The 25,608-nt window shown below is 67.4% G+C and carries 29 protein-coding genes; 13 read left to right on the top strand and 16 right to left on the bottom strand.

Translation table 11 applies throughout. The features are described 5' to 3' along the window. Positions 1-132 precede the first annotated feature (132 nt). Positions 133-549, top strand: a complete 417-nt coding sequence (locus ACFW6D_RS13420; protein WP_379327871.1) for an MscL family protein — start codon at positions 133-135, stop codon at positions 547-549. 43 nt (positions 550-592) lie between these two features. Here ACFW6D_RS13420 and ACFW6D_RS13425 read toward each other — a convergent pair whose 3' ends face one another. Together ACFW6D_RS13425 and ACFW6D_RS13430 are read right to left on the bottom strand one after the other, a co-directional pair. After that, the gene (locus tag ACFW6D_RS13425; RefSeq protein ID WP_379327873.1) at positions 593-2,035 is read right to left on the bottom strand and encodes a DHA2 family efflux MFS transporter permease subunit; all 1,443 of its coding nucleotides are present in this window, start codon (positions 2,033-2,035) and stop codon (positions 593-595) included. Positions 2,036-2,040: 5 nt separating this feature from the next. Continuing rightward, positions 2,041-2,643 (bottom strand): NADPH-dependent FMN reductase, encoded by a 603-nt coding sequence (locus tag ACFW6D_RS13430; protein WP_379327875.1) that lies wholly within the window; start codon positions 2,641-2,643, stop codon positions 2,041-2,043. A gap of 170 nt (positions 2,644-2,813) precedes the next feature. On the opposite strand from ACFW6D_RS13430, the gene ACFW6D_RS13435 reads away from it, so the two are divergent. Next, positions 2,814-4,181 carry an MFS transporter gene (locus ACFW6D_RS13435; RefSeq protein WP_379327877.1) on the top strand — a complete coding sequence of 456 codons (1,368 nt, stop codon included), beginning with the start codon at positions 2,814-2,816 and terminating at the stop codon, positions 4,179-4,181. 64 nt (positions 4,182-4,245) lie between these two features. Here the strand turns inward: ACFW6D_RS13435 and ACFW6D_RS13440 are convergent, their stop codons facing one another. Both ACFW6D_RS13440 and ACFW6D_RS13445 read right to left on the bottom strand, forming a co-directional pair. After that, positions 4,246-5,436: an Ig-like domain-containing protein gene (locus tag ACFW6D_RS13440; protein ID WP_379328188.1), complete on the bottom strand. Its 1,191-nt coding sequence runs from the start codon at positions 5,434-5,436 to the stop codon at positions 4,246-4,248. A 335-nt stretch (positions 5,437-5,771) separates the two neighbouring features. After that, positions 5,772-6,260: a DUF2505 domain-containing protein gene (locus ACFW6D_RS13445; protein ID WP_379327879.1), complete on the bottom strand. Its 489-nt coding sequence runs from the start codon at positions 6,258-6,260 to the stop codon at positions 5,772-5,774. 43 nt (positions 6,261-6,303) lie between these two features. Here ACFW6D_RS13445 and ACFW6D_RS13450 point away from each other — a divergent pair, with 43 nt between their 5' ends. The 3 genes from ACFW6D_RS13450 to ACFW6D_RS13460 all read left to right on the top strand — a co-directional run bounded on the left by ACFW6D_RS13450 (position 6,304) and on the right by ACFW6D_RS13460 (position 9,006). Next, complete coding sequence (locus ACFW6D_RS13450) at positions 6,304-7,395, top strand: UDP-N-acetylmuramate dehydrogenase (RefSeq protein WP_379328190.1); 1,092 nt, start codon at positions 6,304-6,306, stop codon at positions 7,393-7,395. 266 nt (positions 7,396-7,661) lie between these two features. Then, positions 7,662-8,189, top strand: coding sequence for a DUF2505 domain-containing protein (locus ACFW6D_RS13455; protein WP_379327881.1), 528 nt, complete (start codon positions 7,662-7,664; stop codon positions 8,187-8,189). 19 nt (positions 8,190-8,208) lie between these two features. After that, positions 8,209-9,006, top strand: coding sequence for a class I SAM-dependent methyltransferase (locus ACFW6D_RS13460; protein ID WP_379327883.1), 798 nt, complete (start codon positions 8,209-8,211; stop codon positions 9,004-9,006). Here ACFW6D_RS13460 and ACFW6D_RS13465 read toward each other — a convergent pair. Further along, a complete protein-coding gene (locus ACFW6D_RS13465; RefSeq protein ID WP_379327885.1) occupies positions 8,992-9,600 on the bottom strand; it encodes a hypothetical protein in 609 nt (202 codons plus the stop codon). The two genes, ACFW6D_RS13460 and ACFW6D_RS13465, sit on opposite strands and share 15 nt — an antisense overlap. Positions 9,601-9,706: 106 nt before the next feature. Here ACFW6D_RS13465 and ACFW6D_RS13470 point away from each other — a divergent pair, with 106 nt between their 5' ends. Continuing rightward, complete coding sequence (locus ACFW6D_RS13470; protein ID WP_379327887.1) at positions 9,707-10,447, top strand: DUF2993 domain-containing protein; 741 nt, start codon at positions 9,707-9,709, stop codon at positions 10,445-10,447. Here ACFW6D_RS13470 and deoC read toward each other — a convergent pair whose 3' ends face one another. Continuing rightward, positions 10,448-11,113 carry a deoxyribose-phosphate aldolase gene (gene deoC, locus ACFW6D_RS13475; RefSeq protein WP_379327889.1) on the bottom strand — a complete coding sequence of 222 codons (666 nt, stop codon included), beginning with the start codon at positions 11,111-11,113 and terminating at the stop codon, positions 10,448-10,450. A gap of 87 nt (positions 11,114-11,200) precedes the next feature. Here deoC and ACFW6D_RS13480 point away from each other — a divergent pair, with 87 nt between their 5' ends. Continuing rightward, positions 11,201-11,728, top strand: coding sequence for a GNAT family N-acetyltransferase (locus ACFW6D_RS13480; protein ID WP_379327891.1), 528 nt, complete (start codon positions 11,201-11,203; stop codon positions 11,726-11,728). A gap of 1 nt (position 11,729) precedes the next feature. On the opposite strand, the gene purU is transcribed toward ACFW6D_RS13480, so the two are convergent. From purU to ACFW6D_RS13510, 6 genes are all read right to left on the bottom strand, one after another. Further along, on the bottom strand, positions 11,730-12,620 hold the full coding sequence (gene purU / locus ACFW6D_RS13485) for a formyltetrahydrofolate deformylase (RefSeq protein WP_379327893.1): 891 nt from the start codon (positions 12,618-12,620) through the stop codon (positions 11,730-11,732). Positions 12,621-12,640: 20 nt separating this feature from the next. Further along, the gene (locus tag ACFW6D_RS13490; protein ID WP_379232919.1) at positions 12,641-13,693 is read right to left on the bottom strand and encodes an alpha/beta fold hydrolase; all 1,053 of its coding nucleotides are present in this window, start codon (positions 13,691-13,693) and stop codon (positions 12,641-12,643) included. A 77-nt stretch (positions 13,694-13,770) separates the two neighbouring features. After that, a complete protein-coding gene (locus ACFW6D_RS13495) occupies positions 13,771-14,076 on the bottom strand; it encodes a DUF2516 family protein (RefSeq protein ID WP_379327895.1) in 306 nt (101 codons plus the stop codon). A gap of 125 nt (positions 14,077-14,201) precedes the next feature. Beyond that, a complete protein-coding gene (locus ACFW6D_RS13500; protein ID WP_379327897.1) occupies positions 14,202-14,846 on the bottom strand; it encodes a heparin-binding hemagglutinin in 645 nt (214 codons plus the stop codon). Then, the gene (locus ACFW6D_RS13505; protein WP_379232915.1) at positions 14,846-15,292 is read right to left on the bottom strand and encodes a helix-turn-helix domain-containing protein; all 447 of its coding nucleotides are present in this window, start codon (positions 15,290-15,292) and stop codon (positions 14,846-14,848) included. Before ACFW6D_RS13505 ends, ACFW6D_RS13500 begins: the two co-directional genes overlap by 1 nt. Before the next feature lie 102 nt (positions 15,293-15,394). Continuing rightward, positions 15,395-16,726: a DUF445 domain-containing protein gene (locus tag ACFW6D_RS13510; RefSeq protein WP_379327899.1), complete on the bottom strand. Its 1,332-nt coding sequence runs from the start codon at positions 16,724-16,726 to the stop codon at positions 15,395-15,397. A 273-nt stretch (positions 16,727-16,999) separates the two neighbouring features. On the opposite strand from ACFW6D_RS13510, the gene ACFW6D_RS13515 reads away from it, so the two are divergent. The 6 genes from ACFW6D_RS13515 (at position 17,000) to ACFW6D_RS13540 (ending at position 21,810) form a co-directional block, all read left to right on the top strand. After that, a complete protein-coding gene (locus tag ACFW6D_RS13515; protein ID WP_379328192.1) occupies positions 17,000-17,686 on the top strand; it encodes a TetR/AcrR family transcriptional regulator in 687 nt (228 codons plus the stop codon). Positions 17,687-17,812: 126 nt separating this feature from the next. Next, positions 17,813-19,237 (top strand): ABC1 kinase family protein, encoded by a 1,425-nt coding sequence (locus tag ACFW6D_RS13520; RefSeq protein ID WP_379327901.1) that lies wholly within the window; start codon positions 17,813-17,815, stop codon positions 19,235-19,237. 21 nt (positions 19,238-19,258) lie between these two features. After that, complete coding sequence (locus tag ACFW6D_RS13525; protein ID WP_379327903.1) at positions 19,259-20,503, top strand: saccharopine dehydrogenase family protein; 1,245 nt, start codon at positions 19,259-19,261, stop codon at positions 20,501-20,503. Next, the gene (locus tag ACFW6D_RS13530) at positions 20,500-21,132 is read left to right on the top strand and encodes a class I SAM-dependent methyltransferase (protein ID WP_379327905.1); all 633 of its coding nucleotides are present in this window, start codon (positions 20,500-20,502) and stop codon (positions 21,130-21,132) included. The genes ACFW6D_RS13525 and ACFW6D_RS13530 overlap by 4 nt, the downstream gene beginning before the upstream one ends. A 31-nt stretch (positions 21,133-21,163) precedes the next feature. Then, positions 21,164-21,418: a type II toxin-antitoxin system Phd/YefM family antitoxin gene (locus ACFW6D_RS13535; protein ID WP_379232906.1), complete on the top strand. Its 255-nt coding sequence runs from the start codon at positions 21,164-21,166 to the stop codon at positions 21,416-21,418. After that, positions 21,415-21,810, top strand: a complete 396-nt coding sequence (locus ACFW6D_RS13540) for a type II toxin-antitoxin system VapC family toxin (protein WP_379327907.1) — start codon at positions 21,415-21,417, stop codon at positions 21,808-21,810. The genes ACFW6D_RS13535 and ACFW6D_RS13540 overlap by 4 nt, the downstream gene beginning before the upstream one ends. A gap of 7 nt (positions 21,811-21,817) precedes the next feature. Here the strand turns inward: ACFW6D_RS13540 and ACFW6D_RS13545 are convergent, their stop codons facing one another. From ACFW6D_RS13545 to ACFW6D_RS13560, 4 genes are all read right to left on the bottom strand, one after another. Continuing rightward, entirely contained in the window at positions 21,818-22,384 is a 567-nt protein-coding gene (locus tag ACFW6D_RS13545) for a vitamin K epoxide reductase family protein (RefSeq protein WP_379232902.1), read from the bottom strand. After that, entirely contained in the window at positions 22,381-23,136 is a 756-nt protein-coding gene (locus ACFW6D_RS13550; RefSeq protein ID WP_379327909.1) for a DsbA family protein, read from the bottom strand. Before ACFW6D_RS13550 ends, ACFW6D_RS13545 begins: the two co-directional genes overlap by 4 nt. An 81-nt stretch (positions 23,137-23,217) precedes the next feature. After that, entirely contained in the window at positions 23,218-24,063 is an 846-nt protein-coding gene (locus ACFW6D_RS13555) for a polyphosphate kinase 2 family protein (protein ID WP_379327911.1), read from the bottom strand. Between the two features lie 15 nt (positions 24,064-24,078). Then, positions 24,079-25,536 carry an alanine/glycine:cation symporter family protein gene (locus tag ACFW6D_RS13560; protein ID WP_379327913.1) on the bottom strand — a complete coding sequence of 486 codons (1,458 nt, stop codon included), beginning with the start codon at positions 25,534-25,536 and terminating at the stop codon, positions 24,079-24,081. Positions 25,537-25,608 lie beyond the last annotated feature (72 nt).

Here is a 25,608-nt window from a genome sequence, read left to right on the forward strand (position 1 = left end):
TCACGCATTGCCGCGAGTTCGCCATGCCGCGTGAACGGCCGTTAACATGGCCGTTTGCCGTTAGCCAGTCTTAGGAGTGCAAGTCCAATGCTCGGTCTGAAGTCTGTATTCAGTGGGTTCAAAGATTTTCTGATGCGCGGAAACGTCATCGACCTCGCGGTCGCTGTCGTGATGGGTACCGCGTTCACCGCGGTGGTCACCTCGGTCACCAAGGGCATCGTCAGCCCGCTGCTCGCCGTGTTCGGTTCGACCAATGAGCTGGGCCTGGGCTTCCAGCTGGTCGCGAACAAGCCGGCCACCTTCATCGCCGTCGGCCCGATCATCACCGGTCTCATCGACTTCGCCATGGTCGCGGCGGTGCTGTACTTCGTGCTGATGCTGCCCATGAAGACCCTCAAGAACAAGTTCGGCACCACCAAGGCCGCCGAGCCCACCGAGACCGAACTGCTCATCGAGATCCGCGACCTGCTCGCCAAGCAGCAGGGCCTGACCACCGACCAGGCCGTCGAACTGAGCAAGGAACGCGCGTCCGAGTCCGTCGAAGCCTGAGCCGCCGCTCCGGCCGGTGGCACAGCGTCCACCGGCCAGGCTGCTACTCCGCGCGTCGTCTCGGCAGCAGCAGCGCCGGAACCAGCGCGAGCGCGATCATGATCGGTGCGATCAGATAGGTGTGCTGGAACGCGTCTGCCAGGGCTGGCGCGAGTTCGGCCCGCTGATCCGAGGTCATGGCGTGCAGCGCCTGGAGCCCGCCCGCCACCGGGAGCAGCGCGCCCAGCGTCACCGATGTGACCGCGGTGCCGATCGCCATAGACGTGGTGCTGACCATGTTCAGCACGGTCGAACCGACGGGTTGTTGCGCGCGGCTCAGCGGCCGGGTCGCCGTGGTCATCACCGGCATCAATGTCCCGCCGCCGCCCGCACCCATCAGGATCATCGTGAGGCACAGCGCCCAGTACGGCGCGTCGGCGTCGAGCTGGATCACGAACAGCGCGAAACCGGTGAGCGCCACCGTGATCGAGACGGGCAGGTACCGGCCGGGCGGAATCCGATCGATCAAACGGCCCGCCACCTGCATCGTCGCACCCGATGCCAGCGCGAACGGAATACCCAGCGCGCCTGCCACGAGCGCTGATTCACCGCGCACGATCTGGAAGTACAACGGCAGCAACAGAATCGACCCGAAGTAACCGCCGGCGAACAGCCCGAGCAGCACCGCGGAAGTCCCGGTCGTCCGGTTGCCGAGCACTCGCAGGTCCAGCAGCGGCGCCGCGGTCCGCAGCGAACGACGGACGAACGCGGCGATCAACCCGACTCCCGCCAGCAACGGCACAAGCACAGCGGGCGTAGCGAATCCGGCACTCTCGCCTGCCGCGGTCACGCCGTAGATCACCAGCGCCAACCCCGGCGACATCAGCAGCAACCCGCGCACATCGAGCGCACGCGGCGGTTCCGGCGCGTCGTCGGGCACGATCCTGGCGGCCAACACCAGCACCAGCGCACCCAGCGGCAGATTGATGAAGAACATCCACCGCCACGACACCTCGTCGATGAGATAGCCGCCGACCACCGGCCCCAGCAGCGGGCCGACCAGGATGGCCAATCCGAGCGTGCTCATCAACTGCCCCAGCCGATCCGGCCCGGCCGCGCGCAGCAGGATCGTCATGGCGACCGGCATCAGCAGCCCGCCGCTCGCACCCTGGATCAACCGAAAGGCGATGAGCGACTCGATGTTCCACGACAATCCGGCCAGTACCGAACCGATCACGAACGCGGTGATCGCGATCAGATACAACCGCTTTGCCCCGAACCGGCCGACCAGCCACGCCGAGGTCGGCACCACCGCGCCGAGGGCGAGCGAGTAGCCGGTCGACACCCACTGAATCGTGCTCAGGCCGGTGTGGAATTCCGCCGACAGCTTGTTGATGGCCACGTTCACGATGGTCTGATCGAGGGTCGCCATGATCATGCCGAGCACCAGAACCAGCGCGATGCGCATCGGATTGCGGGTAGTGACCGGTTCGACGGTGGTGATCATCGCCGTCACTTCCCGTACGGCTGGGCCAGGCGAGCGGTGCGCAGGGCCTCGCCCCACCAGCTCAGCTGATCCAGCATGGTGGCCGCGGCGCCGTCGGCGCCGTCGGGTGCGGTCAGCTCGCCCGCGGCGTCGAATCGGCCCCACGGATTCGGGAAGGCGACCGAGTCGCGCACGGTGACCGCGTGCAGTTCGGCGAAGACCGGGCGCAGGTGTTCGACGGCGCGCAGGCCGCCGGAGATGCCGCCGTAGGAGACGAAGCCGACCGGTTTGGCCTGCCATTCGGCGTGGTGGGTGTCGATCAGGTTCTTCAGCGAGCCCGGGTAGCTGTGGTTGTACTCGGGAGTCACCACGACGAATGCGTCTGCGTTCGAAAGCTTTTCGGTGGCCGCGGCGACGGATGGGTGGTCGGTGACGGCGCCGAACGCGTGCGGCAGTTCGATGTCGCGGGTGTCGACGATGTCGACGGTGAGGGTGTCGCGCAGGGCAGCCTGCCGGACGAACCAGTTCGCGACCGTCGGGCCGAACCGCCCCTCCCTCGTGCTGCCGATGACGACCGCGAGCCGCAGCGGGCGAATGGTGGTGCGGGCGTTGTCGATCGTGGCGCTCATGACGTTCCTGTCCGTCGGTGGCAACCCTTCGGGCCGCGCTGCGCTCCACCGTCCTACCTCAACGGTCCTTCAGGTCAAGTCGAAGAATTCTCGGTGGCACGGGAATACTCGACGGCTTATGCTGCTTATTGCATTCATACGCAGATAAGCAGTATCGAAAGGGCCGCGCCATGACCACCTCACTGTTCGCCCACCGCGACTACCGACTGCTGTTCACCGCCCAGGTCGCGGCCCTGTTCGGCACCGGACTCACCACCGTGGCGCTCGGCCTGCTCGCCTACGAACTGGCCGGCGGCAATGCGGCCATCGTGCTCAGCACCGCGTTGACGCTGAAAATGGTCGCCTACGTGACCGTCGCGCCGATCGCGGGTGCCTACGCAGGCAAACTCCCGCGCAGGCAATTCCTGATGGCGCTCAACGGCATTCGCGGCGCGATCGTGCTCGCCCTGCCCTTCGTCGACCAGATCTGGCAGATCTACGTGCTCATCACCGCACTGCAGATCGCGTCGGCCGCCTACACCCCCACCTACCAGGCAGTTCTGCCCGACATCCTCCCCGACGAGCACGACTACACCAAGGCACTCTCGGCCGCCCAGCTCGCGGCCACCATGGAAACCCTGCTCAGCCCGATGCTCGCGGCACTGGCCCTGAGCCTGATCAGCTTCCACTGGCTGTTCGTCGGCACCGGCCTCGGCTTCGCCGTCTCCGTCGCCCTGGTGATGGCGGCACGCATCCCGAACGCGGTGGTCGGCGACGGCGCGATCAAGGAACGACTCGCCGCCGGACTGCGACTGTTCGCGGCGACTCCCCGGCTGCGCGGGCTGCTCGGCCTGAACCTGGTGGTCGCCGCCGCGGGTTCGGTCGTGATGGTCAACACCGTGAACTACGCGCGAGACGTACTGGGCGGCAACCAGTCCGGCGTCGCCCTGCTGCTCGCGGCGAACGGCCTCGGCACCATGCTCATCGCCCTCACCCTGCCCGAGATCCTCGACCGCCGCGGCGAACGCCCCGTCATGCTCACCGGCGCCGCGGTTCTCCTCACCGGCCTCACCGCCGCACTGGCCCTGTCCACCCTCCCGACCGGCGCCTGGCACTGGCCCGCCGCCCTCACCACCTGGGCCACCATCGGCGCGGGCACCGCCCTGATCCTCACCCCCACCGGCCGCGTCCTACGCCGCTCCGCCCGCCCAGAAGACCGCCCCGCCCTGTTCGCCGCCCAGTTCTCCCTCTCCCACCTGGCCTGGCTGATCACCTACCCGATCACCGGCTGGCTCGCCACCACCGCGGGCTTCACCACCACCTGGGCAACCCTGGCCACCATCGCCGCCCTCGGCACCGCAGCCGCCATCCGCTTCTGGCCCCGCCACGACCCCGCGGAAATCACCCACGTCCACGAACTCGGCTCGGTGGACCCGGCAATCCTGGTCGATGCCATCAAGATCGGCCCTCGCCACTACCAGCACACCCACCCCTACGTCATCGACAGCAACCACCCCCGCTGGCCTACCCACCTCTCCGCGTCTTTTGCCGGCCATTGAGACGCCGCCTGTCACGCATCGGGCATGCGGACTTCGGGTGGTCGGATCATGGGCGTCGTCAGGACTAGCGCGGCTGCGCGACTCCTGATCCGGCGGGCAACGCCGACATCGACTGCCACGTCGACCAGTCGATCGCCCAGTCGTAGATGTCCCCGTCGGCCTGGGACAACTCGATCGAGGTGCCGGTCACTTCGACCGGGTCGCCGTAGCGGGCGGTCGGGAAGTAGGCCTGGGCATCGGCGGGCGAGAGGTTGATGCAGCCGTTGGTGACGTTCGACGAGCCCTGCGCCGAGAGGGATTCGGGGTTGGCGTGGATGAATTCGCCGTTGTTGGAGATGCGCACCGCCCAGCGTTCCCGCACGTTGGTGTAGTACGGCGGGTTCGACATCATGAAGTCCTCGTACTTCTCGGTGACCACGTGCACGCCCGAGCGAGTGACATTGCGCGGTTCGTTGCCTTCGCCGTAGGAGACCCCGAAGTCGAAGACGGTGACACCGTCGCGAACCACCTGCATGCGGTGGCTCGGGGCGTTCGCGATGACGATCTGGCTGCGGCCGATGGTGAAATCGGAGGTCACATCGGCGTCGCCGTAGGCACCGTTGCCGAGGTCCACGCCGTAGAGCTTCGCGGCGACGTGCACGGTGGTGCCGGGGGTCCAGTAGTTCTTGGGCCGCCAGTGCACGCGCGAACCACCGTCGTCGGGCAGCCACGCCCACGACCCTTCGGTGGGCTGACTGGTGGTGACGGTGAGCGCCTTCTCCACGGCCGCCTTGTCGGCGACGGGCCCGGCGAACTTCAGGATGATCGGGGCGGCGATGCCGACCTCCTGGCCGTCGCCGATGTTGATTGTGGCCGGAATGGTCGACTGCGGGCTGATCGTGGTGAAGCTGCCGTCGATCGGGACCGGTTTCGCGTCGGTGCCGATGGCCGTGCCGGTCCAGGTGTAGGACGCGCCGTAACCGAGCGGTTCGGACACCTCGTAGGTCGTGCGGTCGGGGCTGAGCTCACCGGTGATCTGCTTGCCCGCGGCATTGGTGAGCGCGATCTGGTCGATCGTGCCGTCGGCGACCGTCACCGAGACGGGCGCGACCGGGTCGACATCGGTGGCGCCGGGCGCGGGCGCGATGGTGACCCTCGCGACCGGTCCAGCCGGTTCGGAATCCCCACCCGACCCACCGCTCGTGCACCCGGTCAGCACAACGAGCACCGCCAGCAAGATCACCGCAACCACGGGACGCCCACCACGAACACGCATTTCACGCCCCCGCGCCGATGAACTCCGCCGCGCGGCCTTCTGCGCGCGCAATAACCCGGTTACCGAAAGTTTGCTCACGCATCGAATGTACGCCGAGCTACCGATCTCGACCTCGTGAGCGCTGTCACCGATCCGAACCTGAGCGACTCGTCGATCGCGCGGATTCCGTCCGGCGCGGCAGACCGTCGCGGTGGCCGCGCCGCGGCTGGAGCGGCCACGCGCCAGGCGGGTCGCCCCGAGCCGACTCCGGTGTAATCACACAATCGGCCTCGTTCGAATCAGAATTCTGACTGGAACGAGCCGTTTTGCATGATTACGCCGGGTGCCCGCCGAATCTACTGGCGGTTCAGCCATTCCTCGGTGAAGGTGGCCTCGTTGCCGAGCAGTTCGATCAGCCGCTCGGAGATGGCCGCCTCGATCTTGCCGCCGAACAGCGGGATCTTCACCTCGATAGTGCCCGCGATGGCGGTGGTGGAACCGGTGCCGCCGTCGGGGGCCATGGTGACCGTGCCGCGCACGACAGCCGGAGCGCCGTCGACGTGGGCTTCGAAGATGCCGCCGGTGCCGGTGTAGGTCTCGGTGCGCGGGATGACGAGGTCGCCGGGGCGAACGGCGGTGATGGCCGGGGGAAGCTGGTCGGCCGGGATGGACTGCACCATCTGGACACGGACCTGATCACCCTCGACAGCGAAGGAGTCGAGGCGGGCACCGGGGCCGCCGACCTCGGCGATCCGGGCCTTCCAGTACTGCTCGTCGGAGTACGCGGCGCGCACCGCGTCAACGGAATGCGTGTAGCCGGCAGTGAACGCCAGAGGTGTAGCCATGCCCGACACGGTACCGTCTGCGAACGTGCGTACAACACGGGTGGTGTCCTCCGATCAGCTGCGTGACCTGCTTGCCGAGACCGGCGCAACGGTCCGCGATTCGGTGCGTTTGTCCGAATTGACGACGTTGCGGGTCGGCGGGCCCGCCCTGGTCGCCGAATGCGCGAGCACCGAGTCCCTGGTGTCCACGGTGAAAACCCTGGATGCGGCCGGTATCGCGGTGCTGTTGGTGGCGGGCGGGTCGAACCTGCTCATCGACGACGCGGGCTTCGACGGAGTGGTCGTCCGGGTGCTGACCACCGGTGTCGAACTCGGGCCCGGCGGCGTGGTGGCCGAGGCGGGCGCCGATTGGGATTCCGTCGTCGCGGCGACCGTCGCGGCCGGTTTGGGCGGCCTCGAGTGCCTGTCCGGGATTCCGGGTTCGGCCGGTGCGACGCCGGTGCAGAACGTCGGCGCGTACGGGGTGGAAGTGGCTTCGCTGTTGCGGCGGGTCCAGCTGCTCGATCGCAAGACCGGCGAGGTGCGCTGGGCGGAGCCCGCCGAACTCGGCTTCGGTTATCGGACGAGCGTGCTCAAGCACACCGACGACGGCGTGATCCTCGCCGTCGACTTCGCCTTGGACCCGAGCGGGATGAGCGCACCGCTGCGCTACGGCGAACTGGCGAAGGTGCTCGGTGCGGGCGACGGCGAGACGCGCCCCGTCGAGCAGGTCCGCGCGGAAGTGCTCCGCCTGCGAGCGGGCAAGGGCATGGTCCTCGACCCCGCTGATCACGACACCTGGAGTGCGGGTTCGTTTTTCACCAACCCCGTCGTCACCGAGGACCAGCTTCCCAGGGTTCTGGCCGCAATCGCCGCGCACGTCGGCGACGACGTGAAGGTCCCCACCTACCCCGCCCCCGACGGCACCAAGCTCTCGGCGGGCTGGCTCATCGAACGCGCCGGTTTCGCCAAGGGCTTCCCGGGCGAAACCGCCGCCGCCCGCCTGTCGACCAAACACACCTTGGCCCTGACCAACCGCGGCACAGCGACAGCGGCCGACATCGTCGCCCTGGCCCGCACCGTGCGCGCGGGCATCCAGGAACGCTTCGGCGTGACCCTGGAGCCGGAGCCGGTCACGGTCGGCCTCACCCTGTAGAACACGCAGCCAGCTGGCGCGGCGTCGCCCGGACAACCGAGCCGGGCGCTCGGCCCTCGTCGGTGCGCGCCGATGGCGTACGTCAGCGTGGCGTGGCGACGTGACGTGGCGTGGTCGCGACGTGGCGACGGGGGCGTAGCGACGGGGTGGCGTGGGACGACAGTTCGGCACGCCGCACGCCGAACACGGCCGCTCGAATTGGGAGCCTCAACAACATCCCCACCTCTTACGTCAGTGCCCGGCTCAACCCCGTAACGTGTCCTGCCATGGCACGCAGACTGGACTACTCCGCTCGCTACCCCCTGCACACCACCGAAGAGCTGTACGCGGCACTGCAGAGCAGGGACTACTGGGAAGCCCGCGTCGCCGAGATGCGTAAGTACGCGCCCAACAACGAAGTGGTCAGCCTCGACGTCTCCGACGACGGCATCGACGTGGTTCTGCACCACACCCTCCCGCGCGAGATGCTGCCCGAGATCGCCCAGACCGTCATGCGCAAGGACATGGTGATCACCCGCAAGGAGAGCTGGGGCCCGTTCGACCACGACGAGACCGAGGGCAAGTTCTCCGCCTCGATCCCCGCCGGTCCCGGCAGCCTCACCGGCACCATCCGCCTTTTCCCCACCGAGACCGGCGCCACCATGCGCTTCTCCCCCGTCGCCAAGGTCTTCATCCCCATGGTCGGCCCGCGCCTGGAACAGCTCATGCTGGTGAACCTGGTGGACCTGTTCCGCGCCGAGCAGGAGGAAACCATGCGCTACCTGGATCCGCAGACCGCCGACAAGTCGGTCTGACGCACCCCCGAGAAACCCCGTGGCCCCGAGCCGCAAGGCCATCGCACCGGTCGGCACCATCACCCGTGGCACCACCGGCGTCAACCGCCTGCGGCGCAGCGACCGCTGGCTCGTCAACGACGAACTCGTCAGCACAACCCTGCGTGAATCCCCCACCCCCTTGGTCGTCGATCTCGGCTACGGCGCCGCGCCATGGACCACTTTCGAACTGGCCGCCCGCCTGCGCACGGTCCGCCCCGACCTCGAGGTGGTCGGCCTCGAGATCGACCCCGCCCGGGTGGTCGAACCCCGCGACGGCGTCCGCTTCGCCCGCGGCGGCTTCGAACTGGCAGGCCTGCGCCCGACCCTGGTCCGCGCGTTCAACGTCCTACGCCAATACCCCGAGGACGCGGTCCCCGAAGCCTGGTCACGCATCCAGTCCAACCTCGCCCCCGACGGCCTCCTGGTCGACGGCACCTGCGACGAACTCGGCCGCCGCTGCGCCTGGGTACTGCTCGACCGTCACCGCCCCCTGTCGTTCACCCTGGCCTGGGATCCCTTCACCGTAGACCGACCCTCCGACATCGCCGAGCGCCTGCCGAAGGCCTTGATCCACCGCAACATTCCCGGCGAGAAGATCCACGCGCTGCTCACCGCGGCCGACCAGGCCTGGGACCGCTCGGCGGCCATGGCACCCTACGGCCCGCGCGTCCGGTGGCGAGAGGCCGCGGAGATGTTGCGCGCCAACGGTTTCCCGCTGCGCACCTACAACCGGAGAATGCGCGACTGTGTGCTGTCGGTCCCCTGGGACGTGGTCGCCCCGTCAGACCCGGCTTAACGCCCGCCGCACCCGCGCCGCCGCCCGCGGCGCCAATTGCTGCCCACCCCACCAGATCTCGTCGGTATCGCACCGGTGAATCGCCACCGCGTCGGCCACCACCTCGTCCAATGCCGACTGCGAGATCTCGGTCTCGGCCAGATCCAGGACTGTCCGCACCGGCGTCGTCACCAGGAACGGCCCCGCCGATTCCACATCCGCACCGGCGAGCTTGCGCCGCGTCAGCACCAACCGCGGCGTCACGGGCGGGCGTCCCGCCGACACCGACAGGTGCAGAAATCGCGGCTGCAACCGTCCGATCCCGTGCAGTTCCGCCGCACTCTGATACGACACCGCCGCCGCCCCGTCGAACCAGGCCGCCCACATCGCGTACTCGTCGAGCGGTCCCACCCGCCACTGCCCCAGCCGCATCATCCCGACCCCGGCACGAGTCACCGACCCGTCCCCTAAAGCCGCCCTGACCTGCGATTCACACCCGGTCCGCAGCACCTGACGCGTGGTGAAGAAGCCCGCGTGCCGTCCGGCCAGGCGCCGCAGCACCCGCCATCGATGATCCGCTGTCCCCGCCACCCGGCGCGCGCCCTCGCCAGCCATGTTGCCCAGATTACGCCCGATTGCGTGCGCCACGTCACATTTTGCTGTGAAGGCTTTCACGCGGTCCTCAGAGCAGACTCATAAAGATCGGGAAGAATCCGATGCCATGACCACACAGAAGCCCGCACGCTCCAGAATCGGTCGGCGCCCGCTGGTGATCGCGTTGGTGGTGGTCGCCATCCTGCTCGTCGCGGCCATCGGCGGCACCGAAGCCTATGCCCGCCACAAGATCTCGAACTGCATCAGCGGCGCGTTCGAGCAGCAGATGGGCTCGGGCATCGACGTGGGCTTCGGCGCGCGGCCGATTCTGCTGTCCTATGTGGACGGCAAGGTCGGCTCGGTGACCGTCGACAGCGAGGACAACAAGTTCGGTCCCGCGGTCGGCATGGTGGTGCACGCGAAGTTCAACGACATCGAACTCGTCGACCGCGGTCGCGGCGGCGGCACCATCGGCAGCTCGTCGGCCGACGTGACCTGGAACAACGATGGCATCCGCGAGACCCTCGGCACCATGGTCAGCGGCGTGCGCTCCTCGGCGAGCACCGGCGTGCTGACCCTCGACGTGCTCGGCGGCCTCGCCCAGCTGGAGGTGCAGCCGATGGTCCGCAACGGCAACATCACCGTGGACACCAAGTCGGCGCAACTGCTCGGCATCGGCCTGCCCACCGACCTCGTGCAAGGCATCGTCGAAACCTTCACCCAGAGCTTGCAGAGCTACCCGCTCGACATGCGCGCGCAGGAGGTGAAGGTCACCGACGACGGTGTGACAGTGCACCTTTCGGGCGGCAAGACCACCCTCGACTCCGCGAGCAACACATCCGGTCAGCAGTCCGACTTCACCTGCTGATCAGTCCGGAAAACCGTCGAGCACCACAGCTGATTTCGACAACCCGAGCCGTGTAGCACCGGCCTCGATCATGGCGGCAGCGTCGGCGGCCGTGCGAATCCCACCGCTGGCCTTCACCCCGAGCCGTCCACCGACGGTCTCGGCCATCAACCGCACGGCGTGCACACTCGCACCGCCGGCGGGATGAAAACCGGTGGAGGTCTTCACGAAATCGGCACCGGCCTGCTCGGCCGCCCGGCACGCGCCGACGATCGCCGCATCGGTGAGTGCGGCCGATTCGATGATCACCTTGAGCACGGCGCGTTCCGAAGTCGCCTCGCGCACGGTGATGATGTCGGCGAGCACGGCGTTGAAATCACCGGCCAGCGCCGCGCCGACGTCGATCACCATGTCGACCTCGGCGGCGCCCTGGTCAACGGCCAGCCGCGCCTCGGCACCCTTCACCAGCGAATGGTGTTTGCCGGACGGGAAACCCGCGACCGTCGCCACCACCAGCCCCGGCGCACGCACCGGCAGCATCGAGGGCGAGATGCAGATCGCGTACACGCCGAGCTTGCGCGCGTCGGCGATCAGCGCATCCACCTCGGCCGGAGTCGCTTCCGGGGCGAGCAGGGTGTGATCGATCATGTCGGCCACGGCGGCCCGAGTCAGCGGCGCGGAAGTCATTTCCCGAGCATTCCACATTCAGGGGCGAACATTTCGGGCACCGCACATCATTGCGCTCCTGTACCCAAATCCTGGACACTTAAGCCTGTGCTGATCCGTCGCGAGACCCCAGCGGACGCCCCGGCGATCGCCGCGATCCACCGCGCCGCCTTCGCCCCGCATTACGCGGGCGATCCGGCCGTCACCGAACCACCCGAACCCGCCCTCGTCGAGACATTACGCACCGACGAGTCGTGGATGCCGACGCTGTCGCTGGTCGCGCTCGAATACGACACCGTGGTGGGGCACATCTGTCTCACCAGAGCCGGTATCGGCCCGTTCCCGGTGCTCGCGCTCGGCCCGCTCGGCGTCGATCCTGACCATCAGAAGTCCGGTGTCGGTTCGGCGCTGGTGCACGCCGCCCTCGGCGCCGCGGATGCCCTCGACGAATCGGTCGTCGGCCTGGTCGGCGATCCCGACTACTACGCCCGCTTCGGCTTCGTCCCCGGCCCGCGCCTCGGCATCGTGCCCGATCAGGCCGACTGGGCGCCGTACTTCCAGGTCCGCCCGCTCACGGCCTACGATTCCGCCGTCACCGGCGAATTCCGTTATGCCGCACCGTTTTACGACCTGTAGGTCACTCGAAGACGACCGTGCGCCGACCGTGCACGAGCACCCGGCCCTCGAGGTGCCAGCGCAGCCCGCGTGCGAGCACCACTCGCTCGATGTCGCGTCCCTGACGGACCATGTCGCGCACGTCGTCGGCGTGATCGACCCGGATCACGTCCTGCTCGATGATCGGCCCCGCGTCCAGCTCGGCGGTGACGTAGTGACACGTCGCCCCGATCAGCTTCACCCCGCGCGCGTACGCCTGGTGATAGGGCCGCGCGCCGACGAACGAGGGCAGGAAGCTGTGGTGGATATTGATCGCCCGCCCGGCCCAGTGCGCGCACAGCTCGGCGGGCAGCACCTGCATGAACCTGGCGAGCACCACCGCGTGCGGATCGTGGGAGTCGACGAGCTCGCGCACCTGCTCGAAAGCCGGACCACGCTCGGCCGGGTCCTTCGGGAACGGCACGTAATGGAATTTCACCCCGTGCGCCTCGGTCATCCCCGCGAGGTCGGGGTGGTTGCCGATCACGGCCTCGATGGTCGCGGGCAGCTCACCGGCCTGCGCGCGTCCGAGCAGGTCGTGCAGGCAGTGCCCGTCCTTGCTCACCAGCAGCACCACCCGGCGCGGCGGCCCGGAATCGTGTACCTGCCACTCCGTCTCGGGACCGAACTCGGCGGCCACCTCGACGAACCGAGCGCGCAGCTCGTCGATGGAGAACGGCACCGTCGAGGCCGTCACGGCCTGACGGGTGAAGAACCAGCCGATGTCACCGTCGGAGTGGTACCCGGCCTCGGAGATCGAGCCGCCGAACTCGGCGATGAACGAGGAGATCCGGGCGATGATGCCCGGCCGGTCCGGGCACCCGAGGGTGAGCACGAACCGGCGGTCGTCCGAGGTCACAGCGGTATAGCTCATCCGCCGATTCTCGCAGGCGATCAGGCCAGCGCGCGCACGGGCTCGCGGACGGAAGCGAGCACTTCGGCCACTTCGGCATTGAACAGGTCGAAGCGTTCGACATTGCCGAGGTGCCCGGTCGGCAGCACCTTGAAGCCCGCCAGGCAGCCCGCTTCCTGCAGCAGCGCGGCCAGGCGCTCCGCGTGCAGTGCCGGGGTCATGTCGTCGCGGTCACCCGCGAGCACGGTGGTCGGGACCGAGAAGTTCTTCGCGTCATCGCCCAGGTGCAGCTCGGTGAGCAGGAACCCGTAGCGCGAACGCGTCATCATCGGACAGCCGCGCACCACCGACAGCGCGTAGTTCAGTTTCTCGCGCGAAGTGTCGAGAGTCATCACCTGACGGGCGAAGATCCAGCGCACCGGCTTGATCGGCGGGAGCACCACGGGGGTGCCGAGGATCAGCTTGCCGAGCCAGTCCGGCGTCGGCATCGCCCGGCCGCGCAGAATCCGCAGCGGCACATTCAGACCGGGCACCATGGTCGACACCTCGACCAGCGAATGCGCGCCGGTATTGGTGAGAATCACCGCGGCGGCCTGCTCGGCGACTCGCTCGGGATAGCGGCCCGCCCAGGCGATGAGCGTCATCCCGCCCATGCTGTGCCCGGCGAGCACCGCGCGCTGACCCGGCAGCAGGACGGCGTCGAGCACATCGCACAGGTCGTCGGCGAGCAGGTTCGTGCTCGGGCGGGCGTAGCCGTTGGTGCTCTCACCGTGGCCGCGCTGGTCGTAGGCGACCACGCGGTACTCGCCGGCGAAGGCGTTGATCTGGGCGTTCCAGTATTCGAGCGAACAGGTCCAGCCGTGCGCGAACACGATGACGGGCGCGTCGACCGGGCCGTAGGCGTGCACCCGCAGGCGGGCGCCGTCGGCGGTGACCACCGGGATCACCTCGTGTGGCACCCGTGGCGGATCGAAGGCCGCGATCCCGTGCGAGCGGGTCCGCAGGTCGGCCCGGTGGGCCGCCAGCACGGTCTTGACCACGGTGGAAGCCTGACCGACCAGGTTCACCACAGCCGTCGGCAACGTTGCACGCATCGGCACACTCCTTCGTGTTACTGCTAGATACAGTAACACCGCGTACCACGCACCCGCGAGCCCTCAGCGCGACCGATTTACCAGCGCGGGCCGCGCTGCACCTCGTCGACCTTCGGCCGCACATCGGCCAGGTAGACACCGGTCGCGACGATGCCGATGATCGCGATGAACCCCAGCCCGCCCGCACCGAGCAGCAGGAACACCAGCGCACCGCCCAGAATCGCCAGCCAGATCGGCTTGCTCAACTTGTCGACCGCGGTGAAGGCGTCGGCACGCTGCCGGATCGCGTGCACGATCGCGAACAGGGTCGCGCCGAGGGCGCAGGCCCACAGGACCAGCAGGATCAGCGAGGTCAGACTGTTCACGATGTTCACACCCCCCATCATACGAACAGCGGCCCCACACACGCGTGGTGTGCGGGGCCGCTGTCGGCAGTGATGCGAAGGGTATTAGACCTTCTTGGGCGCGGCAGGATCAAACCGTCCGGGCCCGGACGGGTAGACCTCTACTAGACCTTCTTCGGCGCGACCTTCTTGGCCGGGGCCTTCTTGGCCGGAGCGGCCTTCTTGGCGGCCGGAGCCTTGGCCGGAGCGGCCTCTTCGGTCACGGCGACGACCTCGGCCTCGACAACAGCGGAGACGGTGTCGGCAGCGGCCTCGGCCTCAGCCTTGCCACGGCCCAGCAGGTCGTTGACCTTGGTCAGGGCGTCCTCGGCGCGAGCCGAAGCATCCTTGTAGAGGGTCTCGACGCGGCCGATCTGCTCGTCGACGGCCTCGTTGGCACGCAGCCGGTCGACGGTCTCCTCGCCGCGCACGGCGAGGTCGGCGTAGATGTCGAGCGCCTGGCGGTAGTACTGCTCGGCCAGCTTGCGCAGCTCTTCGGGGGTGAACTTCTCGCGCAGCTCGGCGAGGTCCTCCGGCAGCTCCGAGGGCAGGCCGGAGATGCGCTCACGCAGGGTGTCGAACTGGGCCTGCACGTCGGCGGGCACGTTCGCGATGCGCTCGCGGGCCTCTTCGACGCGGGCCTTCGGGTCGGCGGTGGCAACGCGGCCACGGACGTCGGCGACAACGTCGTTCACGGCGGCGTAGATGGCGTCACCGGCGCCGACGGTGGCGAACAGCGGCTTGGTCACAGTGGCGGTCTTCTCGGTCATCAGTCTTCATTCTCCTGGTGTGGCGGAGTGTCAGTTGTCGTGAACGAAACGTCAGTGTCTCGTTCGTTCCCCCCTGAGCCGGTGTCTTCCCCGTTTTCCCGGCGAAACGACTCATAGATTTCCAGCAACACCTGTTTCTGCCGTTCGGACACCGAAGTGTCGGCCAGCAGGGCGTCACGGACCGGGCTGTGCGGACGCTGTTCCAGAAATCCGGCCCGCACATACAACACCTCCGAAGAAACCCGCAGCGCCTTGGCGATCTGCGCGAGTACTTCGGCGGAGGGATTGCGTAATCCGCGTTCGATTTGGCTCAGGTACGGATTACTTACCCCCGCCAGAGCGGCGAGCTGACGCAGGGACACCTGCGCGCCTTCGCGCTGTGCCCTGATGAAACCTCCGATATCTTGAGCCGCGTGCGCTACACGACTCTCGGGTTGGTCTGTCATCGCTCACCTTCTGGCGTTGTAAGGCCAATACTAGAACAGGGTGCTAGCTATTGCAAGCACTACAGTTAGCACTCCATCGGCTAACCCTCACTACCAGCACTTTCAGTGGAAAAGCAGCTGCGAAATCGTGTAGATGACCAGGCCGGCGAGTGATCCGACCACCGTGCCGTTGATCCGGATGAATTGCAGATCCCGACCCACCTGCAATTCGATCTTCCGGCTCGCCTCGTCGGCATCCCAGCGCGCGACCGTATCGGTCACCAGGGTCGAGATCTCGCCGGAGTAGTTACCGACCAGATAGCGGGCACCGCGATCGATCCACCCGTCCACCTTGCCACGCATCGCCGGGTCGTCACGCAGACGCTCGCCCAGCTGTTGCACATTCTCCGCCACCTTGCGGCGCAACGTGGAATCGGGATCCTCGGCCGATTCCAAGATCAACCGTTTCGCGGCGCGCCAGGTGGCCTCGGCCATTCCGGTGATCTGCTCGCGGCCCATGATCTCGGCCTTGACCTTCTCCGCCTTGGCGATCATCGCGTCGTCGTGTTGCAGGTCCTCGGCGAAATCCTGCAGAAAGCGATCGGCCGCCCGGCGCAATTCATGATCGGGATCCGAACGCACCTTCCAGGTGAACTCGACCAATTCCCGATAAATTCGCTCCGAAAGCAACGTATTGACGAATTTCGGTGCCCACTGCGGCGAATCGCGCACCACGATCCGGTCGATCGTGTCCTGTGAACCCAGCGCCCACTGATGCGCGCGCTCGGCCAGCAGATCGATGAGCGGGCGCTGCCGGTTGTCGGCGATCATCTCCGAGAGCACCCGGCCCAGCGGCGGCCCCCACAGCGGCTCGGCGATCCGCTTGACGATGGTGTTGTCGATGATCTGCTCGACATCCTCGTCGCGCAGGGTGTTGACCACTGCGGTGAGGATCGTCGCGCTCTCCTGCGCCACCCTGGCCGCGTGCGCCGGATCGGCCATCCAGCGCCCCACCCGCAGCGAGATCTGCGCCGATTCCAGCCGGGCCGAGACCACATCGGGGGCGAGGAAGTTGGTGCCGACGAAGGAGCCGAGACTCTCGCCGAGCTGGTCCTTCTTCTTGCGGATGATCGCGGTGTGCGGGATCGGCAGACCGAGCGGGTGTTTGAACAGCGCGGTGACCGCGAACCAGTCGGCCAGTGCGCCGACCATGCCCGCCTCCGAGGCCGCGCGCACATAGCCCACCCACTCGCCACCGCCGCCGCGCGATTCGAGCCAGCGGCACAGCAGGTAGATCACGCTGGCCACCACCAGGAAACCGGTGGCGAGCGCCTTCATCTTGAACAGGTCGCGTTTCTTGCCCGCCTCGTCGGTCAGTACCGCGAAGCCGGCGGGCTGCGTGGCGGTCTCGGTGCGCGGCGTGAGAACCGCCGTGTTGCCGGGAGATTTCTCCATAGCTCCCATTCTGCTGTGCGCGCGGCGAGTATGCCGCCGCCAACCCCGCGTGGCGCCGTCGACGACACGCGAACCGCGTGGTTTGTCGTACGCGCGAGTAAACAACGAAGTGTGGTAAATGCCCCAACGTGGACCAAAGGAGGGCCACCCCACACAGTCGCGCCTAAGCTGTGGGGCAGAGTCCACCAAAGAGACGCCAACATCGATCACAAGGGGGCTGTTCTGTCCACCGAAGACCTTGTCGAGATCGGCGAGCAGTCGAGCCGGGCGACCGTGCGCGGCGGCGCCCAGGCCGACGGCCGCAAACGTCGGTGGCGCCAGCACAAGATCGACCGCCGCGAGGAACTGGTCGACGGCACCCTCAACGCCATTCGCGTGAAGGGCAGCCAGGCGGGCATGGACGAGATCGCCACCGAGATCGGCGTGTCCAAGACCGTGCTCTACCGCTACTTCGCCGACAAGAACGACCTCGTGCACGCCACCATGCAGCGGTTCATCGAGACCACGCTGCTGCCGCGGGTGTACGGCGCGATCAGCCTCGACGCCGACGAGTACCAGCTCGTGCGCGCCGCGATGACCGAATACGTCGGCACGGTCGACGACGACCCCGAGGTCTACCGGTTCATCATGAGCAATTCCGCGGGCGACAAGTCCTCGCTCGCGGAGTTCGAGCGGCTGTTCGCCGAGGTGGTCACCACGGTGCTGGTCGACCGGGCGGGCGCGAAGGGCGTGCGTACCGACGGCGCGATGTTGTGGTCCTACGTACTGGTGGGCGGCATTCAGTTGGCCACGCACTGGTGGACGACCACCGACAAGGCCATGCCCCGTCAGGACGTCATCGACTACCTGACGATGATGGCCTGGAGCGCGCTCGAGGGCATCGTCCGTGCCGGTGGCTCACCGGCGTACTTCAACGCACAGCCGCACCTGTTTCCGGAAGTTCCCCCGGATCTGGCCTGACCGGCGCTTTCTTCCGCCGAGGGGAGCCGGGCTCGACAACGCCACACGGTTGGCTACGCTGAACCCGGGCGGGACGCTGTGGCTTGCGTCACCGCCGTGCGCGTCGGCACCAACGGAGGTATCTCGATGGCGAAGAACGTGCCGACTTCCCGGCTTGCCCGCGGGACGAAGCTGGGCGCGGTCGCGGCGGGGTCGGTTATTCGATCGAAGAAGACCAGGCTGTCGATGCGTGGCCGGTCGGAGGCCGTGCGCGAACGGATGGCCGAGGAGTCGATGATCCGCACCACCGAACAGGTGGTCATGGTGCTGGGCACCATGAAGGGCGTGGCCATGAAACTGGGCCAGATGATGTCGGTGCTCGATCTGGATCTGGTGCCCGAGAACCATCGCGAGCGGTTCCAGCAGCGCCTCGCCGTGCTGCGCAACGCGGCGCCGACGGTGTCGTTCGAGTCCATGCGCGCGGTGATCGAGCAGGATTTCGGTGCCCCGCTGGCGGAGATCTTCGCCGAGTTCGATCCGAAGCCGATCGCCGCCGCCTCGATCGGCCAGGTCTACCGGGCCACGCTGCACGACGGTCGCGCCGTCGCGGTGAAGGTCCAGTACCCCGGTGTCGATGCCGCGGTGCGCGCGGATCTGAAGAACCTCACCATGTTTCGCCGGGTGCTGGCCTCGGCGATGCCGTGGATCACCCCCGCGGTGCTCGACGAGCTGAAGCTGAACATGGAGAGCGAGCTCGACTACCAGGCCGAGGCCGCCACCCAGGCCGAGATCGCGCACCTGTACCGCGAGCACCCGTTCATCGTGGTGCCCTCCTCGGTGCCCGAGCTGTCCACCACCCGGGTGCTGGTCACCGAGTTCATCGACGGCGACGGCTTCGACGAGATCCGGAAGATGCCTGCGGCGCAGCGCAATCGGGTCGGCGAGATCATCTACCGCTTCTATGTCGGTTCATTGTTCAGCTTCAACGAGTTCTGTGGCGACCCGCATCCGGGCAATGTGCTGCTCGCCCGCGACGGCCGGGTGGCCTTCCTCGACTTCGGGCTGTTCAACCGGATGGACCCGCAGCTGGTCGAATTCGAGAAGCAGTGCCTGCGCGCGGCGGCCGAGGATCGCGCGGAAGATCTGCGGCAGTTGATGATCGATCGCGGCGTGATCGATTCGCCCGAGGAGATCGGCGCCGAGGAATGCCTCGAGTACGTGCTCGCGGCGTCGGAATGGTGTCTGGTCGACGAGGAACTCACGATCACCCCCGAGCTGGCCAGCGGCGCGTTCCTGCTCGCCGTCGATCCGAGGGCCAGCGAGTTCACCGGCATGAAGCAACAGAATCTGCCGCCCGAGCACCTTTTCTCACGCCGCGCCGACTTCCTCACCTTCGGCATGCTCGGCCAACTCGACAGCACCAACAACTGGCATTCGATCGCCCGTGAATGGCTCTACGGCGAACCACCGCTCACCGAACTCGGTCTGGCCCACCGTGATTGGCTCAGCACCCATCCACCGAAACCGGTGAAGAAGACGCGCGCCCGCAAGGCACCAGCCACCAAGCCCTGATCATCTTTCGAAAGGCGCACCATGCCGCAGCACCGTGAGTTCGACCTGATCCTGTTCGGCGCAACGGGTTTCGTCGGCAAACTCACCGCCGAGTACCTGCTCACCGCGGCCCCGGCCACTGCGCGGATCGCCCTGGCCGGTCGCTCGGCGGGCAAGCTCGCCGCCACCCGCGACGAACTGGGCCCGGCCGCCGCGAAGTGGGAACTCGTCGTCGCCGATTCCAGCGATCCCGCCTCCCTGGCCGCGATGGCCGAGCGCACCAAGGTCGTGGTCACCACCGTCGGCCCGTACCTGCGCTACGGCATGCCGCTGCTTGGCGCGTGCGCCGCGGCGGGCACCCACTACGCCGACCTCACCGGCGAGCCGCTGTTCATCCACGATGCCATCGAGAAGTACGAGCAGACCGCGGTCGACTCGGGCGCCAAGATCGTGAATTCCTGTGGCTACGACTCGATTCCGTCGGATCTGAGCGTGTACGAGATCTACCGCGCCACCCTCGCCGACAACACCGGCGAGCTCGAGGACACCACCCTGGTGGCCGCGTTCAAGGGCGGAATGAGCGGCGGCACCATCGACTCGGGTCGCGCGATGATGGAAGACGTCGCCGCCGACTCCGCGCGCGGCAAGATCCTGGCTCACCCGTATTCGCTGAGCCCGGACCGCAGCATGGAGCCCGATGTGGGCCGTCAGTCCGATCAGGCGCTGGCCCGCGCCGAGAGCATCGACCCGAGCTTGGACGGCTGGGTCACCACGTTCGTGATGGCCTCCCACAACACCAAGGTCGTGCGCCGCACCAACGGCCTGCTCGGCTGGGCCTACGGCAAGCAGTTCCGCTACCGCGAGGTGATGAACGCGGGCACCTCGGCGGCCGCGCCGCTGGTCGCCGCGGGTATCGCGGGCGGCATCGTGGCGAGTATGGCCACGGGCGCGGTCCTTTCGCGGGTTTCGCTCGGCCGCAAGCTGCTCGACCGGATCCTGCCCAAGCCCGGCACCGGCCCCGACGAAAAGGCCCGCCGCAGTGGCTGGTTCACCATGAAGACCTTCGCCCGCACCAGTTCCGGCGCCAAGTACCGGGCCACCTTCTCCAGCACCGGCGACCCCGGCTACCAGGCCACCGCCGTGCTGCTCGGCCAGGCGGGCCTGAGCCTGGCCTTCGACACCCTGCCCGACCGCGCGGGCGTGCTCACCCCGGCTTCGGCGATGGGCGAAGCGCTCACCGAGCGGCTGCGCGCGGCAGGCATGACGATCGAGGTCGCACGGCAGTGAATCTCGCCCGCAAGACGATGAACGCCCCGGCGCTGGCGGCGGTGTACGAGCACGCGTGGCGACCCACGCTGTTCTACCTCGCCAGCGGCCGGACTACCGGCACCGACCGCCGCGAAGCGGTCGACATGCTGCGCCTGAGCGGCCCCATGAAAGTCCTCGACCTGGCATGTGGCCCAGGCAATTTCACGGAGTACCTGAGCACCTACCTCACCCGCGGCGGCTTCGTCACCGGCCTGGACTACTCCCCCGCGATGCTGGCCAAGGCCGCCACCGACAACGCCAGCCCACGCGTCGGCTACGTCCGCGGCGACGCCCGCACCCTCCCCTTCGCCGACAACACCTTCGACGCCGTCTGCTGTTTCGGCGCCCTCTACCTGATCCCCGACCCCCTCACCGCCACCCGCGAAATGATCCGCGTCCTGAAGCCGGGCGGCCGCATCGCGATCAGCACCAGCTACCGCGAGAACAACCTATTCGGCTCCGCGAGCAGCATGGCCGCGAGCCTGAGCGGCCTGCGGCTGTTCGACCGCGACACCTTCCCGAAGCTGTTCGTCAGGGCGGGCCTCACCGAAGTCGACCAGCGCGTCCACCGCTTCATGCAGTACGTCGACGCCACTAAGCCGCTCTGACGTGGTGTAGCAAACTTGCTACACTCGTAGCATGACCGCCGTGCCAGCTCGCGACCTGCGCAATCACACTGCCGAAGTGCTGCGGCGCGTCGAGGCGGGGGAGGAAATCGAGATCCTGCGGGACAACCGACCCGTGGCGAAACTGATTCCCTTCCCCACTCGCCGAGAGTGGATCCCAGCGGCAGAGATCATCGGCGAACTGGTCCAACTCGGCCGCGACACCACCGGAATGCGTGCCGACCTCCGTGAAATCCTGTCCGAGACCACGGATGACCTCCGTTGGTGAGTGAATCACGGCGCGCACTGGCCGACACCTCGATCTTCATCGGACTGGAAGCACAGCGGTTCGACCGAGCCGCAGTCGCGGACTACGAGTGGGGCGTGTCCGTGGTAACCCTGGGAGAACTGCGGCTGGGCGTCTTGCACGCGAAAGACCCCGAGTCCGCGTCGCGGCGGCTGTCGACCTACCAACTCGCACAACGCTTCACCCCGCTCGGCATCGACGAGAAGGTCTCGGAGTCGTGGGCGCTGTTGGTTTCGAGACTACGAGCCGCAGGCCGCAAGGTTCCGGTCAACGACAGCTGGATCGCCGCCACGGCCATCGCCCTCGATATTCCACTCGTGACACAGGACAGCGACTACGACACCATGCCGGGTCTTCAGGTCATCAAGCTCTGACAGGTGTTCAGACCAGGCTGAGCCAGTAGTCCTGGAACTTCAGGAACACCAGCAGCAGCACCACCGCGTAGAACAGCACCACCAGGGTCCAGCGCCATTCGGCGAGGATGCCGAGCACCCCGCGCGAGCGGCCCCACAGCTCCTGGGTGGTCACCGCGAACAGCACCGGCACCGCTGCCCACACCACCATGCAGTACGGGCACAGCGCGTTGATCCGGTACAGGCTCTGGAAGATCAGCCAGCACAGCCCGGCGATGCCGAGGACCGTGCCGATCCACAGCCCACCCCAGATCCAGCGCGGGAAACCGACGCCCACCACCGAAAGCACGGCGAGGGTCACCACCACCGAGAACCCGACGACGCCGATCAGCGGGTTCGGGAAGCCGAAGACCGCGGCCTGGTCGGTCTTCATGATCGACCCGCACGACAGCACCGAGTTGATGCTGCACGAGGTGACGTAATCCGGGTCGACGAACAGCTTGAACCGTTCGACGGTGAGCGTGAACGACGCCAGCCAGCCCGCCAGCCCGGCGATCAACAGCAGCCAGGCCGAGCGGGCGGGGGCGGTGATCACTTGGCCGCGTCAGCGATCACGGAGGCCAGGCCGTTCTCGGTGAAGATCGCGTCGGTCTGGTTCAGCTGACCGTTGATGTACACCGACGGCGTCGACTCCACCCCGCTCTGCAGCGTGGCCTGGGTGAAGCGCTGGATATCGTTGTTGTAGGGCTTGTCATTGATGCAGGTCGCCACGGCGGGATCGGTGTAGCCCACGTCAGTGGCGACCTTGATGAGCCCCTCGTTGCTGGTACCGGCACCGCCCTCGGCGGGCTGCTGTTCGAACATGGCCTGCAACCAGGACTGGTACTTGGTCGTATCGGACTTCGCCACACAGAACGAGGCGTTGGCCGCGCGCGAGGAGTACTGGTTGGTCGAGGCCTTGTCGAGGAACGAGATGATCTGGTACTCGACCGAAGCGGTGCCGTTGGCGGCGGCCTCGGCCAGTGCGCGCCCGTTGGCGGTCTCGAACTTCTTGCAGGCCGGGCACTGCAGGTCGGCGACGACGCGCACCTTGACCTTGGCGTCGGGATTGCCGATCACGACCGAGCCGGTGGGCGTGACCGCCCCGCCCGTAGCGGGCAGCTGCGCGGCCGACGTGGCAGTCGACTCGGTATCCGAATCGGACTTCTTCACCGCCAGCCCGATGCCGATGGCCGCGACCAGCGCGACCAGCACCGCGGCAACGCCGACCTGAATCGCGATCTTGCGCTTCTTGTCGGCCGCCTCGGCCGCCGCCAGCGGATTCTTGCCCGAAGGCCGGTTGCTCACCGTCGTCACACGCCTTTCGCTCGTTGGCCCCCTCGGGGAACATCATGCGGGCCGAACCTGAGAGTTTCCGCAAAGCTCGTGTCAGGACTCGTCGAGTCGCCGCAACTGCTCGGCGATATCGAAGTTCGCGGGCGGCCAGTCCAGTTTCAGCTGGGCCAACGCGCCGATCAACAGCTCGGTGACCGCCAGTCGCGAGTACCACTTGCGGTCCGAGGGCAGCACGTACCAGGGGGCGTAATCGGTGTTGGTGCGATCGAGAACGGCCTGGTAGGCCTTCTGGTACTCGGGCCAGTAGGCGCGCTCGGTGATGTCGGCAGGGTTGAACTTCCAGTACTTGTCCGGGCGTTCCAGCCGTTCGCGCAGCCTGGCCTTCTGTTCGTCGAGGGAGACGAACATGGCGACCTTCACGATGACGGTGCCCGCGTCGGTGATCTCCTTCTCGAAGGCGTTGATCTGGTCGTAGCGCTTGCTCCACTCCGATTCCGGCACGAGATCGTGCACGCGAACCACCAGCACGTCCTCGTACTGGGACCGGTCGAACACCCCGATCTGGCCGTGCGCGGGCAGTCGCTTGCGAATCCGCCACAGGAAATCGTGCTGCTTCTCGAGGTCGGTCGGCACCCCGAACGAGGCGTGGTCGACACCCTGCGGGTCGACCGAACCGATGACATGGCGCACGATGCCGCCCTTGCCCGCGGTGTCCATGCCCTGCAGGATCAGCAGCACACTGCGCTGCCCGCCGACGCGACCGTGCGCGAACAGTTTCTCCTGCAACACCGACAGCACCGTCGCGCGTTCGGCCAGCAGCGCTTTGCCCTCGGTCTTGTCTCCGTCGAAACCCGGTGTGCTCGAAGTGTCGAGATCGGCGACGCGCTGACCGTCGGCCCGTAGTGCGAGATCAGCCCGTTCGGTCCATTGTTTCGCCATTTCCCATGCCTACCACTAGTCGCCTGCTTTGCCGGGCAAGCTCGACGCAATCGTTGTCTGCCAGCACTGCACGCCCGCCGGGTCGGCGATGTCGGCACTGTGCACGTAGACCGGGTCCTCACCCGCGCGCCGCTGGGCCCGGTAGTCGGCGAGCAGGCGGAACGCGATCGCGCCCAGTGGGATGATCGCGGCCAGGTTGACCAGGGCCATCGCGCCCATGAACACATCGGCGAGGTTCCAGACCAGGGCCACCGAGCCGAGCGAACCACCGAACACCGCGACCAGCACCAGCACCCGGAACGCGGTGAGCGCCTGGGGACGGGTGGTGATGAATTCGATGTTGGTGCGCCCGTAGTAGAAATTGCCGATCATCGAACTGAACGCGAGCATGAACACCACCGCGGTGAGCACATGCCCGGCCCAGCTGCCGAGAGCGTGATGCAGTGCGCTCTGGGTGAGGTCGGCGCTGCGCCGTTCGGACAGGTCGGGGTCGCTGGTCAAGATGATGAACGCGGTGATCGAGCAGATCAGCAGCGTGTCGAAGTAGACGCCGAGCGACTGCACGAGGCCCTGCTTCACCGGATGCGAAACATCCGCTGCCGCAGCGGCATTGGGTGCGGAGCCGAGTCCTGCCTCGTTGGAGAACATGCCGCGCCGAACGCCCTGGGCGATCGCGACACCGATCCCACCGCCGATCACCTCGCGCAACCCGAACGCCCCGCCGACGATATCGGCGACCACGCGAGGCAGGTCGCTGATGTTGAGCGCCACCACCGCGATCCCGAGCAACAGGTACACCAGGGCCATGACCGGCACCAGCACCTCGGTGATATGGCTGATCCGGCGCACCCCACCGAAGATCACCAGCCCGAGCAGCACGACCAATCCGAGCCCGACCAGCGGGGCATACCAGTCGCCGTCGAGGCCCGACAGCGAGACGCGACTGGTGGCCACGATGGTGTTGGCCTGCACGGCGTTGAACACGAAACCGAAGGTCACCGTGATGATCACCGCGAACAGCAACCCCTGCCAGCGCCGCCGCAACCCGTACTCCATGTAGTACGCGGGCCCGCCGCGAAAGGTCCCCGGTTCGCTCTCGCGCCGCTTGTAGAGCTGGGCGAGGGTCGATTCCACGAATGCCGACGCGGCGCCGACCGTGGCCATCGTCCACATCCAGAACACCGCACCCGGTCCACCGACACTGATCGCGGTCGCCACCCCCGCGATATTGCCGGTCCCCACTCGCGCCGCCGCCGAAATACTGAACGCCCCGAACGCCGACACCGACTTCTTCCCGTCGGGGGCCGTCGGTCCCTTCTCCGCGACCACCCGGAACATCTCGGGCAGCATCCGCAACTGCACCACCCCGCTGCGCACGGTGAAGTACAACCCGGCCACTACAACCAGCGGAATCAGCAGCCAGTTCCAGAAGGCATCGTTGATGTCGACGATCACCGAGTTCAGGGTGTCCATTCGGCGAACGCTACCGCCGCCGCGCGCGGTCTCCGGTCAGGCCGGTCCGGTGTCGTTTGCTCGTATTTGGGC

It is taken from the genome of Nocardia sp. NPDC058705 (assembly GCF_042749305.1).
Classification (GTDB): domain Bacteria; phylum Actinomycetota; class Actinomycetes; order Mycobacteriales; family Mycobacteriaceae; genus Nocardia.

Excerpts from the sequence above, each read along its gene's own strand:
- ACFW6D_RS13420 (WP_379327871.1), top strand. The coding sequence starts at position 133 with ATGCGCGGAAACGTCATCGACCTCGCGGTCGCTGTCGTGATGGGTACC.
- ACFW6D_RS13425 (WP_379327873.1), bottom strand. The coding sequence starts at position 2,035 with ATGATCACCACCGTCGAACCGGTCACTACCCGCAATCCGATGCGCATC.
- ACFW6D_RS13430 (WP_379327875.1), bottom strand. The coding sequence starts at position 2,643 with ATGAGCGCCACGATCGACAACGCCCGCACCACCATTCGCCCGCTGCGG.
- ACFW6D_RS13435 (WP_379327877.1), top strand. The coding sequence starts at position 2,814 with ATGACCACCTCACTGTTCGCCCACCGCGACTACCGACTGCTGTTCACC.
- ACFW6D_RS13440 (WP_379328188.1), bottom strand. The coding sequence starts at position 5,436 with ATGCGTGTTCGTGGTGGGCGTCCCGTGGTTGCGGTGATCTTGCTGGCG.
- ACFW6D_RS13445 (WP_379327879.1), bottom strand. The coding sequence starts at position 6,260 with ATGGCTACACCTCTGGCGTTCACTGCCGGCTACACGCATTCCGTTGAC.
- ACFW6D_RS13455 (WP_379327881.1), top strand. The coding sequence starts at position 7,662 with ATGGCACGCAGACTGGACTACTCCGCTCGCTACCCCCTGCACACCACC.
- ACFW6D_RS13465 (WP_379327885.1), bottom strand. The coding sequence starts at position 9,600 with ATGGCTGGCGAGGGCGCGCGCCGGGTGGCGGGGACAGCGGATCATCGA.
- ACFW6D_RS13470 (WP_379327887.1), top strand. The coding sequence starts at position 9,707 with ATGACCACACAGAAGCCCGCACGCTCCAGAATCGGTCGGCGCCCGCTG.
- deoC (WP_379327889.1), bottom strand. The coding sequence starts at position 11,113 with ATGACTTCCGCGCCGCTGACTCGGGCCGCCGTGGCCGACATGATCGAT.
- purU (WP_379327893.1), bottom strand. The coding sequence starts at position 12,620 with ATGAGCTATACCGCTGTGACCTCGGACGACCGCCGGTTCGTGCTCACC.
- ACFW6D_RS13490 (WP_379232919.1), bottom strand. The coding sequence starts at position 13,693 with ATGCGTGCAACGTTGCCGACGGCTGTGGTGAACCTGGTCGGTCAGGCT.
- ACFW6D_RS13495 (WP_379327895.1), bottom strand. The coding sequence starts at position 14,076 with ATGGGGGGTGTGAACATCGTGAACAGTCTGACCTCGCTGATCCTGCTG.
- ACFW6D_RS13500 (WP_379327897.1), bottom strand. The coding sequence starts at position 14,846 with ATGACCGAGAAGACCGCCACTGTGACCAAGCCGCTGTTCGCCACCGTC.
- ACFW6D_RS13505 (WP_379232915.1), bottom strand. The coding sequence starts at position 15,292 with ATGACAGACCAACCCGAGAGTCGTGTAGCGCACGCGGCTCAAGATATC.
- ACFW6D_RS13510 (WP_379327899.1), bottom strand. The coding sequence starts at position 16,726 with ATGGAGAAATCTCCCGGCAACACGGCGGTTCTCACGCCGCGCACCGAG.
- ACFW6D_RS13520 (WP_379327901.1), top strand. The coding sequence starts at position 17,813 with ATGGCGAAGAACGTGCCGACTTCCCGGCTTGCCCGCGGGACGAAGCTG.
- ACFW6D_RS13525 (WP_379327903.1), top strand. The coding sequence starts at position 19,259 with ATGCCGCAGCACCGTGAGTTCGACCTGATCCTGTTCGGCGCAACGGGT.
- ACFW6D_RS13535 (WP_379232906.1), top strand. The coding sequence starts at position 21,164 with ATGACCGCCGTGCCAGCTCGCGACCTGCGCAATCACACTGCCGAAGTG.
- ACFW6D_RS13555 (WP_379327911.1), bottom strand. The coding sequence starts at position 24,063 with ATGGCGAAACAATGGACCGAACGGGCTGATCTCGCACTACGGGCCGAC.
- ACFW6D_RS13560 (WP_379327913.1), bottom strand. The coding sequence starts at position 25,536 with ATGGACACCCTGAACTCGGTGATCGTCGACATCAACGATGCCTTCTGG.